The sequence below is a fragment of the Bdellovibrio sp. CKG001 genome (genome assembly GCF_055397465.1).
The window spans coordinates 1513668-1531912 of the sequence record NZ_AP029173.1 but is presented as its reverse complement, the minus strand read 5'-3'; the positions used below and the strand labels follow the sequence as shown (position 1 = coordinate 1531912).

General features: G+C 44.3%; 16 protein-coding genes. 4 read left to right on the top strand and 12 right to left on the bottom strand.

Translation table 11 applies throughout. The features are described from left to right. Nucleotides 1-4: 4 nt before the first annotated feature. From ACZ50P_RS07410 to ACZ50P_RS07380, 7 genes are all read right to left on the bottom strand, one after another. On the bottom strand, nucleotides 5-1558 hold the full coding sequence (locus ACZ50P_RS07410) for a class I SAM-dependent methyltransferase (protein ID WP_464134725.1): 1554 nt from the start codon (nucleotides 1556-1558) through the stop codon (nucleotides 5-7). 151 nt (nucleotides 1559-1709) lie between these two features. Beyond that, nucleotides 1710-3191, bottom strand: a complete 1482-nt coding sequence (locus ACZ50P_RS07405; protein WP_464134723.1) for a glycosyltransferase family protein — start codon at nucleotides 3189-3191, stop codon at nucleotides 1710-1712. Nucleotides 3192-3209: 18 nt separating this feature from the next. Beyond that, nucleotides 3210-5114 carry an asparagine synthase (glutamine-hydrolyzing) gene (asnB, locus tag ACZ50P_RS07400; RefSeq protein WP_464134720.1) on the bottom strand — a complete coding sequence of 635 codons (1905 nt, stop codon included), beginning with the start codon at nucleotides 5112-5114 and terminating at the stop codon, nucleotides 3210-3212. Nucleotides 5115-5120: 6 nt separating this feature from the next. Then, nucleotides 5121-5699, bottom strand: a complete 579-nt coding sequence (locus tag ACZ50P_RS07395; RefSeq protein WP_464134717.1) for an acyltransferase — start codon at nucleotides 5697-5699, stop codon at nucleotides 5121-5123. Beyond that, nucleotides 5696-6589 (bottom strand): Gfo/Idh/MocA family protein, encoded by an 894-nt coding sequence (locus ACZ50P_RS07390; protein ID WP_464134716.1) that lies wholly within the window; start codon nucleotides 6587-6589, stop codon nucleotides 5696-5698. The genes ACZ50P_RS07395 and ACZ50P_RS07390 overlap by 4 nt, the downstream gene beginning before the upstream one ends. A 5-nt stretch (nucleotides 6590-6594) precedes the next feature. Next, nucleotides 6595-7899 (bottom strand): nucleotide sugar dehydrogenase, encoded by a 1305-nt coding sequence (locus ACZ50P_RS07385; protein WP_464134713.1) that lies wholly within the window; start codon nucleotides 7897-7899, stop codon nucleotides 6595-6597. 155 nt (nucleotides 7900-8054) lie between these two features. Next, nucleotides 8055-9284: an oligosaccharide flippase family protein gene (locus ACZ50P_RS07380; RefSeq protein WP_464134712.1), complete on the bottom strand. Its 1230-nt coding sequence runs from the start codon at nucleotides 9282-9284 to the stop codon at nucleotides 8055-8057. A gap of 197 nt (nucleotides 9285-9481) precedes the next feature. Between ACZ50P_RS07380 and ACZ50P_RS07375 the strand changes: the two genes are divergently transcribed. Then, complete coding sequence (locus tag ACZ50P_RS07375) at nucleotides 9482-10576, top strand: DegT/DnrJ/EryC1/StrS family aminotransferase (RefSeq protein WP_464134709.1); 1095 nt, start codon at nucleotides 9482-9484, stop codon at nucleotides 10574-10576. 51 nt (nucleotides 10577-10627) lie between these two features. On the opposite strand, the gene ACZ50P_RS07370 is transcribed toward ACZ50P_RS07375, so the two are convergent. Together ACZ50P_RS07370 and ACZ50P_RS07365 are read right to left on the bottom strand one after the other, a co-directional pair. Beyond that, on the bottom strand, nucleotides 10628-11815 hold the full coding sequence (locus ACZ50P_RS07370; protein WP_464134708.1) for an O-antigen ligase family protein: 1188 nt from the start codon (nucleotides 11813-11815) through the stop codon (nucleotides 10628-10630). Then, nucleotides 11815-13161: an exopolysaccharide biosynthesis polyprenyl glycosylphosphotransferase gene (locus ACZ50P_RS07365; protein WP_464134706.1), complete on the bottom strand. Its 1347-nt coding sequence runs from the start codon at nucleotides 13159-13161 to the stop codon at nucleotides 11815-11817. Before ACZ50P_RS07365 ends, ACZ50P_RS07370 begins: the two co-directional genes overlap by 1 nt. 205 nt (nucleotides 13162-13366) lie before the next feature. Here ACZ50P_RS07365 and ACZ50P_RS07360 point away from each other — a divergent pair, with 205 nt between their 5' ends. The 3 genes from ACZ50P_RS07360 to hepT all read left to right on the top strand — a co-directional run bounded on the left by ACZ50P_RS07360 (nucleotide 13367) and on the right by hepT (nucleotide 16087). Then, a complete protein-coding gene (locus ACZ50P_RS07360; protein WP_464134704.1) occupies nucleotides 13367-15199 on the top strand; it encodes an LTA synthase family protein in 1833 nt (610 codons plus the stop codon). A 79-nt stretch (nucleotides 15200-15278) separates the two neighbouring features. After that, nucleotides 15279-15683, top strand: coding sequence for a type VII toxin-antitoxin system MntA family adenylyltransferase antitoxin (gene mntA / locus ACZ50P_RS07355; protein ID WP_464134702.1), 405 nt, complete (start codon nucleotides 15279-15281; stop codon nucleotides 15681-15683). Then, nucleotides 15680-16087 carry a type VII toxin-antitoxin system HepT family RNase toxin gene (hepT, locus tag ACZ50P_RS07350; protein ID WP_464120792.1) on the top strand — a complete coding sequence of 136 codons (408 nt, stop codon included), beginning with the start codon at nucleotides 15680-15682 and terminating at the stop codon, nucleotides 16085-16087. Before mntA ends, hepT begins: the two co-directional genes overlap by 4 nt. Before the next feature lie 94 nt (nucleotides 16088-16181). On the opposite strand, the gene ACZ50P_RS07345 is transcribed toward hepT, so the two are convergent. From ACZ50P_RS07345 to ACZ50P_RS07335, 3 genes are all read right to left on the bottom strand, one after another. After that, complete coding sequence (locus ACZ50P_RS07345) at nucleotides 16182-17465, bottom strand: hypothetical protein (RefSeq protein ID WP_464134699.1); 1284 nt, start codon at nucleotides 17463-17465, stop codon at nucleotides 16182-16184. Nucleotides 17466-17539: 74 nt separating this feature from the next. Then, nucleotides 17540-17965: a type II toxin-antitoxin system VapC family toxin gene (locus ACZ50P_RS07340; RefSeq protein ID WP_464134697.1), complete on the bottom strand. Its 426-nt coding sequence runs from the start codon at nucleotides 17963-17965 to the stop codon at nucleotides 17540-17542. Further along, the gene (locus tag ACZ50P_RS07335) at nucleotides 17955-18203 is read right to left on the bottom strand and encodes a type II toxin-antitoxin system Phd/YefM family antitoxin (RefSeq protein WP_464120789.1); all 249 of its coding nucleotides are present in this window, start codon (nucleotides 18201-18203) and stop codon (nucleotides 17955-17957) included. Before ACZ50P_RS07335 ends, ACZ50P_RS07340 begins: the two co-directional genes overlap by 11 nt. Nucleotides 18204-18245: the final 42 nt, after the last annotated feature.

Sequence of the window (18245 nt, the reverse complement as noted above, 5' to 3'; positions counted from 1 at the left end):
AGAGTTATAACTTTACTAAACGTAGAACACGTTTAACAATTGCCCTGATCCGGCGCCCAACACGAGCCTCAATAAACTTGGACTTTTCGTATATAGAATTATAAGAACTCAAAAGACTGTCAAAATCACTTTGGAGTTTGAGGCTATCCTTAGCGTAGTGACTTTTCTCACGATTTAACTCGGCCCCTCTCTCAATGTCCGTAATTACCTCATACCAATTCCACTTTTTTGGTTCCTGCCTATGGTGTAATTGGTCTAATGCTTTTGCATCAAACCAAGAAGACTCAAAGAATTGCAAAAAAACGTCATTTTTTTCAATATGGATATAACTTGCTCCATTCCCCTCTGGCGTAACCCAGTATACTTCGGGCGAATGCCCGAACTGTATGGATTTTAAGCTGTCAATGGTTGAAACTCTAACTAGAGCACCATAATATCCAACGCTAACGGGACGGTGAAAGTGAAGCGTCTTCTCAAACTCCCCAGCAAGCAGCGCAACACCTGAAAACAACAAACCGATACCATCTTCAATAGATATCTTTATTTCCATGTTTGCATGCGAATTGCTGCGCACAAAAGACATAGATAACAAATTACTATCGTAGACTGGAAGTTGAATTACATACCCTTGATCAGCTCCGTGAACTACTTGTGATACTTGAGGAAATGGGACCAAGTTGTTTGTGGGCTTCTGAACATTAAAATCAATGTTCGAAGCTTGCTGTTTAAATATTGCAGGACGGATTTTAATTGGGGCTGAGTATTTACTGCAATCTCCTTTGGAAAATACGGTCATGATTTCACTATGCGACCTGTGGTAGCGATTTTTTTCTAAATCCTTATAGATTTGCTTTCCCAAAGAGGCTGCAGTTAACTTACTCAGTTGCTTAGAGTCATCTGCTTTTGATCCCTTATGATGACAGTTCGGGCAGATCGAAGAGTCCCACCCAGAATATTCTTCAAAAATAGCCCTTCGAAACTCCGTCTCCATAGGCAACATGGGACTCCAGCTTTCACCGGATAGGACTGTGTGTTGAATAACCCATTCGTCATTTACATGCTGGTAAATATTTTCAAAATCGTAAGAACGAAGGTGATGATTAACATGATAGCGATAACCACAATTAGGGCATGTCGTAGTTGCATCACTTAGATTTTCTCTAAATGGAACGACGACCAAAACCCACTTCCTTGAGACTCTAAACAGCTCTTTCCATGCCTTTGATTCTACTTCATCAGGCAGATGTTCAAAGACATCCGTAGTCATTACAAGATCGAATGAATTATCAGGAAATGGCAATTGATCAGCAGTTCCATCTATCCTGTTAATATTCAGGCGAGAAAGAGCTTCACTACTTGAATCAAGCCCTGTAAATTCAGCCTTCGTTAGGTTAGACAATGCGTGTGTGATTTTCCCATCTCCACATCCCACATCAAGAACATTCTTTACATCAGGCGGCCAAAAATCTATTATCGCCTGAATAAGATTAGCTTGACCCTTCTGAAGAGATTGATCCCAAACCTCACTCGATTCATAAAGTGCTTTATCTATTTTCATTACCTTACCACCTTAGTACAAGTGAGTTTAGAATTCCAAATTAGTCCCGTCATGAATCCCACTCACCATCTATCATTTATATAAAAGATGTATAGCGGGCAAATACAGCACAAGACCAACCTAAGACAAAAGTCTTCTTCTTGAGAGACTTTCAAAAAAGCGACAAAACTAATGACTCAAATTGTTTCCTTTGAGCACCCCAGCCTAGAGCACCACGAGCACCTTGAAAATCAAAATTCTTATTGTTAGCTCTCCAAGAAATGGCAGCAGTCAACTCTCGAGAGATCTGCTCTCTAGTTCGAGCTAAGCCAACATAGCCAATGGAGAACCGTTCTGCCACATCATGAAGAGTCAGCATTTCACTGCTGCCAAAAAAAGGTACGCCTAATGTAATGCAGTCTCCAAGCTTATTTGGGAATGCATTCTTAGTATTTTCATCGAGAGCAGGGTAAAGAATCGTCACAAAATCTGCATCACAAATATAACCAGGCAGATCCTCCTGAGCTACAGCGTCCAACACAAAAATCTTACCTTTGGAGGTTTTGGCCAAAGTACGTAGTTCCGAATTCAACTGACCACTTCCAAGGTATACCAAATAGCTTTCTTTCATCACTGACGAAGAAAGAAACGCTTCTCCGAGCTCCTTTAACATCCGACCTTCACTAAAGCCCCCATGGTATAGAAAAACGGGATCTGTTGAATTGATTCCGCATTTTTCACGCAGAACACGCTTAACACCATTCCCATCAACAAAATCAGCGCAATTATTAATGCAGTAGATTGGCAAATGTTTGCCATAAACATTCTTCATAAACTCAACAATTCTATCAGAAACTGTTACGCAAACATCAACCCTAGGTAAAAGCTTTGCCTCGTAGTATGCCAAGACCAACTTCTGCCTCTCTGAAAACTCCTTCTGAAAAGGATACATCTCATGGGCGTCGTAAATAAGTTTAGCTCTAGTCCTATGCGCAAACTCCACAGCTGCTGGAAGTGCCGGCAAATCACAGGCGATCACCAATTCTGCCTGCAAAGAACGAGACTGACGTTTAAAACACTCTGTGAATCCTAAAGGATACCAATCAGTTGCAACACCATCAGGTATTTTCAATGCCTCAATGTCACATTGACCTTTGACAATCTTCTCTAAGGTCCGAAGATCTTTGTCATTTATAGTGCTAAATGCCGAGCCCGCCGAGAACACTGTCTTCTTTAAAATCTCAAACTGGGGCCTCCTAAAGGAGATCCCCTTTACGTATGAATATAGCTGCTTTGATTTATGATATAAGGCACTATCCTTTAGCCCCAACAAACGAAAACACTGAACGACTGAACGACGCAAACGAAGATCCAACGCCGGAATAAAGAAGCTTGGCTTACAGATACTATTAGCCTTTGGCGCGGACCCCTTCCAAACTGGATCATTAGCACCAGAACTTTCGCTTGGCCGGACAACATCACCACTTACCGTTACATTCTCGGACAATGTCTTCTGAACATAACCGCTATCAGAATACGCACATATATGAACTGAAAAGCTATGTTCAAGCAACACATCTGCAAACTTCAATATTCGTCTATCAATATTATTACAATGATCATGCGTAAAAAAAACTGCACTCTTTTTCACCATTCAAACCCCAAGCGCAAATTACTCTTTAAATCGATAATCTGAAGCCTTATCATGAAAAGCCCGATGCCAACACTCTAGAGACAACAGCCCCCATACACTGCGACCGAACTTGGACTCTTTTTCCATTACGGCAGAAACCTTATCAAACATGACAAAATCCCTGTTTTTCGTCGAGGCCGAAGCAAAGATATCCATCATAAACTCCCTTGCTTCGCCTCTCATCCAAGTTGTCAAAGGCACAGGAAAACCCATTTTTGTTTTTCTATTATTGACCTCGTCGGGAAGATGACTGCTCATAGAATGAACCAGCAGCCTCTTCAAGGTACCATCTTTGAATTTAACATCCGGAGGGATTCGTGCCGCAAATTCAACAATATCAACATTAATAAATGGCACTCGCGACTCCAATCCCCACGCCATACTCATGCGATCCTCTACCTGCAACAAAGCAGGAAGAAGCGTTTTGAAGTCGAAGTGAGTCATTTTATCGAAATAAGAACCTCTCTGAACATTGTCCCCATTGAAAACTCTTTGGAATGTCGCAAAAAGATCCACCCCGCCTAAAGCTTCATGATTTATGAAATCAGTCATTTGAGGTGCCCTATTAATAAGGTGGTAATAGCGCTTATCTAATGGCTCAAACATACCTTTAGAGAAGAACTCCTGAATCATCGGCTTGTAAGTACTCAAAGCCTGCAGATTCTTAATAATGGATTCATAAGTAACAATGAAGTTCCCACTATGAAGTGTCCCCTCAATCGCACCTTTAATACACTGTTCGAAGTAGGCAATCAGATATCTTGTATATCCACCAAATATTTCATCTCCCCCCTGTCCTCCAAGTACGACTTTTCTATGCTTGGACGCCAATCGCGATACTCCATACTGCGCAAAACTCCCTGGCCCGGCAACCGGATAGTCAAGGTGATAGATAATCTTCTCTATATCATTTATGAAATCTTTCGCGGAAATATCTTCTTCATAAAGACTCAAACCGTATTTTTCCGCAATACAACGAGCATAGGGACTTTCATCAAAATCATTTCCTTCTTTTGAGAATTTACCCGTGAATCCAAGTAGATCAGAAGGCCGATGCCTACTCGCCAGTGCCGCAACTACCCCTGAGTCAAATCCCCCACTGACATACACACCGATCGGCACATCGCTACGGGTGTGAAGCTCAACAGACTGATCCATAAGATAGCGGAGTTTCTCCTCAAAATAGGCACTAGTATGATGGAAATCTAATTCATAACTTACTTCCCAGTACCTTTTCTTGAAGACCTCCCCACACTTGACCTCAATATAATGACCCGGCTCCAGTTGATTGATACCCTCAAAAAGCGTCTTTTCTCCTAGATACAATTGGAAAACCAAATATTCTTTTAATGCCTCAGGGTCAGTTTTTATGTCTTTAACAAAGGGCAACAATCCCTTAGCTTCTGACGAAAAATACAAAACTGAATTTTGTATCGTATAATAAAATGGCTTAATTCCAAACTGGTCTCTAGCACAGAAAAGCGTCTGTTCCTTGTCGTCCCAAATAGCAAACGCAAACATTCCACGCAGCTTATTTAGACAGTCCTTACCCCACTTTTGGTATGCGGCTAACAAAACTTCTGTATCGGAATTAGTTCTAAATCGATACTCAAACAACTCCTTCTTCAGCTCGATGTAATTATAGATCTCTCCATTAAAGCAGATAGTAAAGCCATTCTCGTTAGACATTGGCTGTGCTCCACCATTAAGATCCAAAATACTTAGGCGCTTATGACCAAAACCAACAGACTCAGCATCATTACACCAAACTCCCTCACCGTCAGGACCGCGATGGGCAATAAGTTTATTCATCCAAGAAATCTTTTTGGAAAGGCTCTGTATCCTCTCTCTCTTTAACGAAGCAGCTCCACTAATACCACACATCGAAATCTACACCTTCAAATCAATTTGACCATTTGTAAGAACATACTCATCACCGGTATGCGGACATTTCCACGCACCGCTCCCCTGCAATGGCAGCTCCATTCGTTCACCAAACCGACTCATCCAGCCGATCTGCCTAGCAGGAACCCCGGCCATCAATGCAAACGGCTTAACATCCTTATTAACAACCGCGCCAGCACCTATAAAGCAATATTCACCCAGAGTCACACCACATACAATCGTCGCATTTGCTCCGATAGTGGCACCTTTTTTTACAATCGTATCGCGATATTCATCCTTGCGAGTTACAGCAGACCGTGGATTGTAAACATTTGTAAAGACCATACTCGGACCACAAAAAACATCATCCTCTAAGTGAACATTGTCGTATACAGACACATTGTTCTGGACCTTGACGTTGTTTCCAATGGTAACGTTGTTTCCTACAAAGACATTCTGACCAAACGAACAGCCCTTACCAATTTTAGATTTGCTACAAATGTGCACCCAATGCCAAATTCGAGTGCCCTCACCAATTTCAGCTCCTGCATCTACAATGGCCGTTTCATGTTTGGTGTAGCTCACAGCGATCCTCTGATCTGTTCAACGATAGCAATCGCGGGACGGGCTTCCATTAAGCCATAACCTTTACCAGACAAAATGTCGCCATAAACCCTTTTATGAAGCTCTGTGAAACCTTCAGAAAATTCAAATTCTTCACCATTAATTCGAATAGAACGGAAGGTCGTTTTACCCGACTTAACAGCAGCCTCTGGCAAACGCTTACGATCAATCGTCAAAGACCATTCCACATCCGCCTTCTCTAGTTTCACAAAACCCGCCTCAAAGTCTGCAGTTTTACTTTTACTAATCACTTCCTTCGCTTCACCAAAAATCCAAGTCAGCATGTCAAAGAAATGCACACCAATATTAGTGGATAGACCACCTGATTTCTTCACATCGCCCTTCCAAGACTCGTGATACCATTGTCCCCGCGAAGTCATATAATCCAAGGTGATCTTATAGTCCTTTCGCCCCTCGGACTCGATTTTTTTCTTTAAAGCCAAAATCGCATCATGAACCCGCAACTGAAGAACTGTATAAACGTTACGCCCATATTTTTTTTCATAAACAACTAATTCGTCCAACTCTTTGGTTGTAAGCACCAGCGGTTTTTCACAAATAGCATGAGCACCGTGGCTCAATGCAAATTTGATATGACTAGAATGCAGATAGTTCGGGGTGCAGATAGAGACAAATTCAACTTGCTGAGGTGTGCCCTTCAGCGAATCAACAAAAGACTCGAATCTTTCGAACTCAGTGAAGAACTGACAATCCGGAAAGTAACGGTCCATGATTCCCACAGAGTCCTTATTGTCGTATGCTGCCACAAGATTGTGACCCGCCTCTTTGATAGCTTCCAGGTGCCGAGGGGCGATGTAGCCCCCAACACCGATAATAGCAAAATTTTTCATTATTACTATGCCTTTACTAGATTCGGAGATTCTTTGCGGTACTTACCACGAGTATCAATAATCAGCTTAGCGTTCTTTAAAATAAGATCATAATCGAACTTATCGTGATCTGTTGCCAAAACAACGCAATCGTATTTTTGCAATGACTCTGCTGTCAACGGAACACTCTTAAGATCAAAGTTGTGTTCACGCATCTTAGGGAAAACCGGAACATGTGGGTCATGATAATCCAGCACAGCACCATCATCACGAAGCTTTTCCATCAAAAAAACGGATGGTGATTCACGCATATCATCGATATTCTTTTTATAGGAAATACCCAGAACCAAAACCTTTGAACCCTTTACCGATTTTTCGCGGTCATTCAATGCCACAGCAACTTTCTTCATTACATAGTTCGGCATGTAGCTGTTGATTTCACCTGCCAATTCAATGAAGCGAGTATGCATGCCATATTCGCGGGCCTTCCACGTTAAATAGAATGGATCAATAGGGATACAGTGCCCACCAATACCAGGACCCGGACGGTATGCCACAAATCCAAAAGGCTTCGTGGAGGCAGCATCAATCACTTCATGCACATCAATACCCATCTTGTCACAAACCATTTTCATTTCGTTAACAAGACCGATATTCACAGAACGGTGAATGTTTTCCAAAAGCTTCGTCATCTCTGCAGCTTTTGTTGAGGAGACTGGAACTACTTTATCGATGACACCATTATAAAGAGCTACACCAACCTCTAGACAGTTTGGCGAGTATCCACCAACGACTTTTGGGATAGTCTTCGTACTAAAATTAGGATTACCCGGATCCTCACGCTCTGGCGAGAACACAAGGAATACATCTTCACCGACTTTCAATCCACCAGACTCTACACGTGGCTTGAGCTCTTCATCCGTAGTCCCCGGATAAGTCGTGCTTTCAAGCGAAACCACCTGACCTTTACGCAAATGCGGCACAATGTTGTCGGTCGTATTCAATACAAAGCTCAAGTCAGGCTCACGATATTTGTTTAGCGGAGTAGGCACACACAAAATGATTGCATCAACATCTCTAATTCTTGTGAAGTCTGTTGTCGCAAAAAATCCGGCACTGACGGCTTTTGCGATTCCTGTGCTTGGAATGTGTTCGATATAACTTTTCCCCTCGCCGATCATTGCCACTTTCGCATTATCGATATCAAAGCCAACAACTTTGAAGCCTTCGTCCGCATAACGAAGAGCCAACGGTAAACCCACGTAACCCAAGCCAACAATACCAATGTTCGCTTTCTTTGATTTCAACTTTTGCACAAGTTCATTTGTCATTTCGTATCCTTATGTTCGATATCTGAATGGTAAGGAATATTATTCATAATCTAAGTCGTTGTAAACACATCTGTTGTGTCATAACAAAGATCAGAATTTCAGCGCGTCCGCCGCAGTCAAACCCGCGTCCGCACAAGGGATTAAAAAAAATTTACCTACAAATCGACAGCGGATCCAAACCATCTACGGAATAAAGCCAAGAACGAAACAAGAAGGGGAACTGCGGAATAAAGTAGCAATGCCCAGTCTAGAGTAATTTCTCCACTATATGATAGAACAGCAGTACAATACAGGCCGATCACTAGAAGATACTTAATAAGAGGCAGTCTGTAGCGGTAAACTAGCATGTCGTATTGAATACCGACAGAAAAGATGGTGCCTGATACGACAACACCTACCCCCATCCACAAATGCTCAAAACTTTCTTTATAGGTAGATCCGAAAATCTTAACCAACAGATTTGCGGGGACCATGACCACTACGGAAGAAAACAGGAAGCTTGCACACACAGTTATCACAGCCACTTTTAAGAATCTCTTTTTGAAAATCTCTGGCTGGGTTTTTCTAGTATGAGCCAGAGTCGTATAGTTAGTCCCAAAGATCACCAGCCCAATCGCCATAACAGGCTCCAGCAGGCGGAATACCAACTGGAAACTTCCGAACGCTGCAGCCCCCATTCGCTCCGCTACCAAAACCCCCACAATTCTTGTCTGAAAAACCGACAAGAAACTCATAAACGCCAATGGAAATCCGACTTTAACCAGATCCCTAAAAACGTCCCAACGAAAAGCTGGCGCTTCCCGAAAACCAGATCTACGCAACATTAAAACCTGATAACAGGTTGATATGATTCCTTGAATAAAAGTAACCGATGTCAGAGCAACCAAGTTCGCAAACATCATTGCCGACAAAATCCTCAAAACATTAAATACGCCATGCTGTAAAATCTGAATCCTTTGAACAAGGTCGTTACGCACCCGTGAGTCAAAGATAATTTGAGGGTACTCAAATATCTTAAAGAACAGCCTCAACGAAGCCATAAGCATCAAAATGTAAAATAGCTTCTCATCACCATACCAGGAAAACACTAAAATAAGGCCCGTAATCAAACACCAGAGAACCGCACTTTGCGCCATCCACGCACCAATCACGTATTTCTCATTATCCGGGTTTTCTATAAGATAGTTTCGCAGATGAACCGTACTCAGAAGGCTGATTCCATCAAGAATACCCAAGTATGTAAAAACCAGCTGATAAAGACCAAAATCCTCGGCACCAAAGCGCGAAGCTATGACCGCCGTTGCTACAAAAGACAACCCATACCTAAAGGCAATATTGAGATTTCCCCACAAACTATTTCTGATAATTTGGTAGCGCGAGTTCAATTGGTACCCATCGTTATGTTTCTGACAAAGAATAGTCCCGTTATGCCGATAATCAACCATTAAAGAGGCCTAGAGTATTTTTAGCTTTTCGCATTTTTTGATGCGCCACATTATATTCTTAAAATGGCCTCTCTTTGCCTACTTGTGTTTTTTACCAATTATCGACATCATGCGATTTTAGCCCGGAAGGAACAAAGATGGAATTTATAGATCTTAAGTCACAGCAAAAAAGAATTCACAATTTAATTCAAGAAAGAATCAACACTGTCCTCGAAAACGGCCAATACATCATGGGTCCCGAGGTTTTTGAACTTGAAGACCGTCTAGCCAAATACACAGGAGCCAAACACTGTATCTCAAATGCTAATGGAACGGACGCTCTTCTGCTCGCATTAATGGCCATCGGAATAAAGCCCGGAGATGAAGTAATCACTACCCCATTCAGCTTTTTTGCCACCGCAGAAGTAATCAGCCTCCTTGGGGCCGTCCCTGTCTTCGTTGATATTGACAGTAACACCTACAACATCGATGCAAACCGTATTGAGGAAAAAATCACAAGCAAAACAAAAGCTATCATCCCAGTTAGCCTCTACGGGCAGTGTGCCGATTATGACGCTATTGAAGCCATCGCTAAAAAATACAATCTAATTACCATCGAAGACGCCGCACAAAGTTTTGGGGCTTCGTATAAAGATAGAAAGTCCTGCAATTTAACAACAATCTCATGCACAAGCTTCTTCCCATCTAAACCCCTGGGGTGCTATGGCGACGGCGGTGCCTGCTTTACCAACGATGACATTATTGCGGAGAAACTTAAAATTCTTAGAACTCATGGGCAGGCGAAAAGATATTACCATACAGATGTCGGAATCAATGGCCGCTTGGATACTCTGCAGGCAGCAATCCTATTAGCAAAAATGGAAATCTTTGATGACGAAATCGCACTTCGCCAAAAGATAGGATCACGCTATGCAGAACTCTTAAATGGTGTCGCCAAGGTCCAACAAATTCTTCCTCACAACAAATCCGCATTTGCTCAGTATACGATCGAAGTAGATAATCGCGACAGCTTCATTCAAAAAATGAAAGACGAAGGCATCCCAACAGCCGTTCATTATCCAATTCCGTTACACTTGCAGCCCGTCTACGCCGGAAAACACCAAAAGGGTGACTATCCAAAATCAGAGGTGGCTGCAAATCGCGTGGTCAGCCTTCCAATGCATCCGTATTTAGATGAAGTGTCCCAAAACAAAATCGTTGCAGCTGTAAAAAAATCTTTATCCGTTAAATAGAATGTGTGTCCAAAAGGAGTTGTTGCTACAGCGACAACTCCTTCATGTTTCCTAAATGCGTTTTTGACTTATGTTGCATTTAACAAACACCAACAAAGCCCACATAAAGATCAATACCATCCGCACCTTGGCATGCTCGAAGTTAGACTCAGTCAAACCACCAAATGCAAAGCCAATCAAAGCGCCAAAGATCCCAATTGCAATAGCCTTTTCGTAAACAGAAGCCCAGGATGATTTAAAGATCTTCCAGGCTTGCCCTACAAAATAGAAATAAATGAATAGGTAACAAATCAACCCAACAATCCCCGTCCCCGCCAGCATATGCAGGAACTGATTGTGCGCATGCCCTGTAAACTGATCTTCCGGCAGACCTTGCATTGCATAGTATTTGCCAAGCAGGTCATAATTCTGGCCATAACCCGCGCCAAACCAAGGGTGATCTTTGAAAATCATCCAATTGGTCTTCCAAAGAATTATGCGTTCGCTGTCATAGTTATTCTGATAGTTGAAGGCAAACATGATGCGATCATGGAACTTCGGCCAGAACATGAAAAGCCCACCGACAAAGACGATGGCCATCCCCAAGACCGCTAATGCCAAACGCCAGCTCAAGGCAATCGCTATAACCAACACACCCGCAAACAGCGCAATCCACACCCCACGAGTCATGGTCAAGACTAAGGTGATACCCATCACAGCCAATGACAGGAACCACGCATAGAATTCCTTACGATTGTTGGCCCAAAGCTGCTGCCAGCGATATAGGAAAACCCCTGAAAGAACCAAAAAGACGAGACTGTAGGAGTGGGCCGTGGTCATTGGGTTGTTCAAGATCCCACCAACGCGATCTTCCCCCTTCACGGCAGAAACCACCAACGACAAAATAGAAACGAAAACACCAACGCCAAGGACGACCTTTAAAATCTTTTCAAGATCTAACTTCACATACTGATAAGCCGAAACCATCAGATACAAAATTAAAATCCAACGCATTTCCCCCAAGCGCTTCCAAAGAGGTCCGTCAAAGTGACCATTCAGAACAAATCCCAAAGCAATCACGCCTAACCAAAAAATCCAAAAAGCTTCCAGATTCATTTTACTGAATAGCTTCCATCCTTCTGGACCCTTTTTGCGAATCGCTTGAACCAACAAAGTCAGAACCGTCAATGTCACAAAGATGTCCATACCGGACTGGGTTGTCAGAGTTCCAATCAAGGATAACAACAACAGATAAATCACTAGCGCCCCCGCCCGAACAGAACCACACGAATTGTTTTTAGGAAGATCACCAAGTCCATCAACAGATTGTAGTGCTTGGCATAATAAAGCTCGTACTGCAGCTTCTCGCGCGAGTCATCGACGCTGGCCCCATAAGGATATAGCACCTGCGCCCATCCAGTAAGCCCCGGCTGCATCATGTGACGCAAATTATAGAACGGAATTTCTTTTGCCAGCATTTCATTGAACTCGGGACGCTCTGGACGGGGTCCTACAAAGCTCATGTCCCCTTTAAGGACATTCCAAAGTTGGGGCAGTTCATCAAGGCGGGTCAAACGAATGAACTTACCTACGCGGGTGACACGGGCATCATTCTTCTGCGCCCATTTCGCCCCGTCTTTTTCGGCATCCGAGCGCATGGATCTGAATTTATAGATAGAAAACAACTGCCCGTCTTTGCCCGTGCGGATTTGTTTGTAAATAATCGGCCCTGGGCTTTCAAGCTTCACAAGAAGAGCAGTTAAAAGCATGAACGGCAGTGCAGGAACAAAGATCACAATGGAAAGAATAATATCAAAGATGCGCTTTACCCGAAGCGCCACCGGGTGACTGATCGACTCGAAACCTTCAGAAGATATAAACCATTCCGGATCCAGGAAATAAACAGGCACCTTCAGCCAGTGCTTTTCATAAAAGCGTCCCAAGTCCATCACTCCGTGACCAGAAAACTTAGCTTTCATCAATAGCTGCAAAACATCCACACCCACTTGGGAAGATCGCACACCCACAACCACACCGGACCACAGCTTATTAAGCTTTGCATCCAAATCTGCAACAGAGGCCGTGATGGGATTAAAGAATTCAATATTTCCTTGAAAACCCAGTCTGTGACGGTCGCCTTCAAAAAAGACTTTATCTTTTTCATCGATTAGAACCAGCCAACTGAATTTACTGCGAACGGAATCCAACATCCCCAGAACCATCGTTCGATAGAACATCGACCCCACAAAGAATCCAAGGATTGTTCCCAACAAGACGCCACGACCAAACAAACCCGCTCGATCAATCGAGAACAAGTAGTTCACAAGAACGATGATCACAGCCGAAGTCAGCATGGCAGCGAACTGACGGAAGACCACCGCAAACTTTGAAAGCCCCTGATCTAAATCGTAACCACCGAAAATGTACAAAGTTAAAACTGTTACGAGTCCTAAGAACAGCAGTTGTGGTTGGAATAAAATATCTTCAACATTGGCCCCCAAACGAAGATGACTGATGACAATTGCGATCACCGCAAAGAACAGGACATCAATGGCCAAAAGACTCCACTTGTACTTGCTATCCAAAAAAGGACCGAACGACTTCATAAAAGATTAAGCTTCTCAATAAGTTAACTTTAAAGAGAAAACCTAGCATTTCATCTAGACCTCGTCATGAGGGAAGCACCAATGGCGCCATGCGCTACCCTTCTAGGGAGCACGACTGAACAGAATAGGTGTCCAAGCACGAAAAACTTCCTTGCGCACAGCTTCACAAATATAAGGGGCCGTCTTTTGGTGATACCACCAAAGCATGCGCTTTCTTTTGTCGTCTTTCGGTTTTCTTTTCCGCATTACCTTATTGGGCCTGCTTTTGCGTGCCTTTGTAGCCTTTTACCTGAATATCTGGCAGTTCACGGAGCTTTCTAAAATCTCGGAAACCTTCGGCGCCTTTTTGTATGGCTGGCATTTTGACTTGGCTATTGGTTCGGTCATTTATCTTTTACTGTATTGGTTGATTCTGCTGTTTAAGCTTTCACCCAAAGCCACGAAACGCTGGAACTTCCTGCTCCTGTGGATCTATATCGTCTTTATCGTGACAGACAGTCTTTATGCCCGCGAAACCGGCCGCCATCTGTCTTACGAGGTCTATTCCCTGTTCACCGTTGAAGGCTCGATGCTGAATCTTTTCGGCCGTTATTGGCTGGCCGTCCTGGTGTCCTTGCTTTCAACTTCGTTCTTGAATCTGTGGCTGGCCCCAACCTACAAACCACAAAGTGGTATCACCGGTCGCCTTTTTGCCATGCTGATGGTGGCGGTGATCGCCGTGGTGGGGTTCCGTGGATTTGAAGGCATCCCACAAGATGTGTCCTGGGCCTATCGCGCGGGCGGCGGCCCCCAGGGCGCCGTGGTTGCTCTGAACGGAGCCTATGGCATTGTCTGGGCGGCGCTGGGAGGCAAAAAAAGCAGCAAGGAATTCATTCATTCGTCCGACCATCTTAACACTGCGGAAATATATAAAAACTGGCGCACCAAGCGGGGCATTACAGAGCCGATCGGGAAATTTGATGGCAATGTCATCATCGTCTTCCTTGAAAGCTGGTGGGGCACAGACGTTGGCAAGATCGACGCAGACGGCATCGAAGTCCTTCCCTTCTTCAACAAACTTCGCAAAGAATCTTTAAGCACGGAACTGTTCCTGGCTGGTGGCCATCGCACCACCGAGGGGCTTTTTGCCTCTTTGTGCAGCCTTCCCAATCCTTTGGGAAAAAGCATTATGTTTTCAGAAATCGAAAGCAAGGACTTCACCTGCCTGCCTCGCCTGCTGACGGAAAAAGGTTATAGCTCGGCCTTCTTCCAAGGATCGGATCAATTCACCAGTGGGACGGCTTTGCTGGTTTTAAAAAGCGGCTTCCAGTCTTCTTACGGAAAACGGGAAATCCCCAACGTCGAATCGCTGGAACAAAACGCCTGGGGTGTTTTCGATGAAAGTCTTTACAACTTCGTCGACAGCAAGATGAATGAATTGCCAGAACCCATGCTGATTGGTGTGAACACAAACTCCACCCATGATGACCGCTTACCTGCCAAGGCCGATCGCCATCGCTATAAGACCCCGCACTATTGGGCCGATCATGAATTGCAGGGCTTTTATGAAAAGCTTAAAAAAAGAAAATGGAAAAAAGACTGGGTGTTGGTGCTGGTCGCAGACCACACCACCTATGGCGGAGCCAGTATTTTTGAACACTACGCCATCCCGTTTTTGATCAAGTATCATTCAATCGACAAAAACAAAAAAAGCCCGATCGAACACAAACTTTTGCCAGGAGCCTATTCACAACCTGACATCGCTGCGACCTTGGCAGATCTGACCGGCACCAAGGCACCGGAATTTATCGGACGCTCTTTACTGCGCCCGAAAGACTTCAGTTCTGGCGCAAGCATCTTCCATCTGGGGCAATCCGCATGGTTTGATGGCGACTGGAGTGTTGTTTTCAACATCCGCATCCCGGGTGAAAAGAAATGTTTTAACTGGAAGAACGACATGAGCTTTGCCCATCCTCATCCCTGTCCGCCTGAAGGCGAAAGGATGTATGAAGAGGGCCTCAGCTATATCAAGGAGTCGCAGGAAGAGCTATTCCGGTAGCGGCACGCTCCCTTGCGACGCAGTGCTCCTGCGAAAGTAAGCAGGTACCTTTTCGGAGGGGGCTTTCGTATAATTTGGTATGCCTATGCAAATCGCTGATCTTGAAACAGCATTACAGACCTTTCTAAAAAAGCACCCGAACGTGTCTGTTCTCGGCTATTTTGGCTCCTACGCCAAAGGCCATCCTCGTCCTGATAGCGATGTTGACATCTGCCTTGCCGAAGATCGCCCAATAAACGCCGAAAAGAAGATCGAGTACATCAACGAACTGACTCTTCTATTAAGGAAAGAAGTTGATCTGTTGGATCTGAATACGGCCAATGGAGTGATCTTGAAAGAGTCCCTGCATACAGCAAAATGGGTGCACAAGGAAACGGCCGTTTTTGCTCAAATTATGAAAAGAATGCTTTTTGACCAAGCCGATTTCCAGCCCTACTATCAGCGCATCTTAAAAGCAAAAAGAGAGAGGTTTCTAAAATCATGACCATAGAAGTCCTCCATCAAAAAATTGAATCCCTGAGAAATTGTATCGAACGAATCGAAAGCAAAAAGCCTTTTGCCGCGGATGACCTTCGTAAAGATTTTGATCTTCAGGATATTATTTCTATCAACCTTGAAAGAGCTGTACAGGTTTGTGTGGATTTAGCTTCGCACCTTCTGGCCGAAAGTGGCGGACGTACACCTACTACGATGGCTGAATCCTTCGTACTTCTCGCGGAGGAGAAAAAGATCTCGACGGAGGTTGCACAGGCCTTAGTAAAGTCCGTCGGTCTTCGCAACCTTTTGGTACACGAATACTCAAAAATCGATTGGGATATCGTCGCCAAAGTTGCCAACGACCACTTGGATACCTTCAGAAATTTCGCAAAGGAAATACTGCAACCTTAAAACTAGAGCTCGGCCGTTGTTCTTAGTTACTACTCCAGGTGCTAAAGCGGAGCATGCTCAGGACATGAGATATAAGGAACAACAATATCCAACTTTATGGGTTTTGAACTACATTTAGATCAAAGATCTTTTGCTTCGTAACATTCGAAGAAATGGCACCGACTTTACCGTTCAAACCGTCAGACCCATTCGCTCCGTCAGCACCTTTAGCTCCTTTTTTACCGGCACTTGGAACTTGGGCACAGACTCCGAATGTCTTACCTGGAGCGCCCCCATTACCGCCTTCGTGACCTGGAGCTCCCAAACCGCCTTTACCACCCTTGCCCACTTGTGTTCCCACCTCTAGTGAGAATTCGCTGAAGTCATCGATGGTCACAAGAAGGTTGCCGGTATCGCCGCCATTTTCACCATTTGCACCATTGGCACCGGGAGCACCCTGCGCACCGTCTTGCCCATTACCTGCGGCACGCACACAGATAAGTTGTGGAGGACTATCGGGTGTCTTTGGGATACGTCTGGTTACTTCATCTGAACCATTGGCACCGTCAAGCTTGGGATTTCTTTGGCGAGAAATCTTTCCCTGTTTTTCTAGTTCTTCCCCGCTTTTTCCATCACGACCGTTGAAACCTATCAGAGCGACACTCAGCGTTCCCACGGCTTTTTTGGCCGTGATGGTGATGCTGGAATTGCGGATTTCAAAGAGCTCGTTTCCGATATTTTGAGCGCTTTGCGTGCGGATTTTGGCGTAGGATGGAAACAGTCTGTCCGCCTTATTCACTGCATCTTGAATGTACATTTTATTAGCGGAAATACTTAGGTGCCAACCATTAGTGACATAAAATCCCTCCGAAAGAAGGTAGAGACGGTTTGCATTAATAGATGTGTTTTCGCTCAAATAACGTGGGGTCGAGACTATAACATCTACCGGAGCCTTGCGAGTAACAGCATAAACAGACATCGGCGCACCTAATGAGTCCATTGCTGTAAGCTCAATGGCCAGCTCCGCTCCTTGCTCTACAATTGCGGTTGTTGAACTTGCATCAGTTACAATCGCCTTCTTCCCATTCACGACCAGCATTACACTGGAAATACCTTTCGGCCATGCGATCGTTAACTGATAACGTCCCATCTCAGCTTCTTGAAACGAAACTTGAACATTTTCATCGTCAAGCTGTCCGCTGAACGCTTCCTTTGCGCGCTCAGACTTAATCTGCTCTACAACGTCAGTCGCCGGAGACGGCTCAGAAGCCCCTTTGGATTTTTCCCCGTCGTCCTTCTTAAACGCACAGGCTGACAGCGCTAGGAAACTGCAAAGAACTAAGGATGTATAAAGTCTCAAAAAGCGTCCTTTATAACCAAAAAAGAGATTAGACCGCATAGTTATAACGGAAGACCTGAAAACCATAAACTGTCAGGATTTTATACAGGTAGAAACTTCACGAATGCTTATATTTAGAAGCAGGCCATGGTATTTACCAATCCCTGCTTTCCATAAGACAAAATAAGGCTATCTTGAGTGACCAAGGTGTATCGGTTTTTACGAGCTGTTGCGACGATGAGGCGATCTGCCGGGTCGCCGTGAAAACCTCCGGGAAGCCGACTTGATTCGACTGCTATATCAACGGAAAGCGGCACAACCTCAATTTGCATCTTTGCAACAGCTTGCTCAAGCCAATCCTGACAAGGTTGCGTCAACGCCAAACGCCCTTTAGCCTCAAGCATCGCCACTTCCCAAAGAGAAATGGCAGAGACTGCCAACTGATGCTCACGAAACGCCTTCTCAATCGCTTTTCTCGAGGCAGATTTAGCCATTTTTTCATGCCCTAGGCACACCCAAATCCAAGCATGCGTATCTAACAGGATAGAACTATTTTTCATCCGCATCCCATTTTTCATTCAGAGAACCCACGATATCGCCTTTGATCTCTCCGGTGCCTGCTAAAATGCCAAAGGGACTATCCAGCTCAGAAACATCCGCGTCGGCATCAGCAGGAACGAGCTTCGCAACTGGTTTACCATGTTTGGTAATAGTCACTGCCTGACCGTACTTCTTCACACGGTCCATCAGCATAAGGCATTCTGCTTTAAATTTTCCTGCGGGATATTTTTGAGTCAAAATAGCCTCCAAATAACTATGGTCATTATAACATGGTCATAT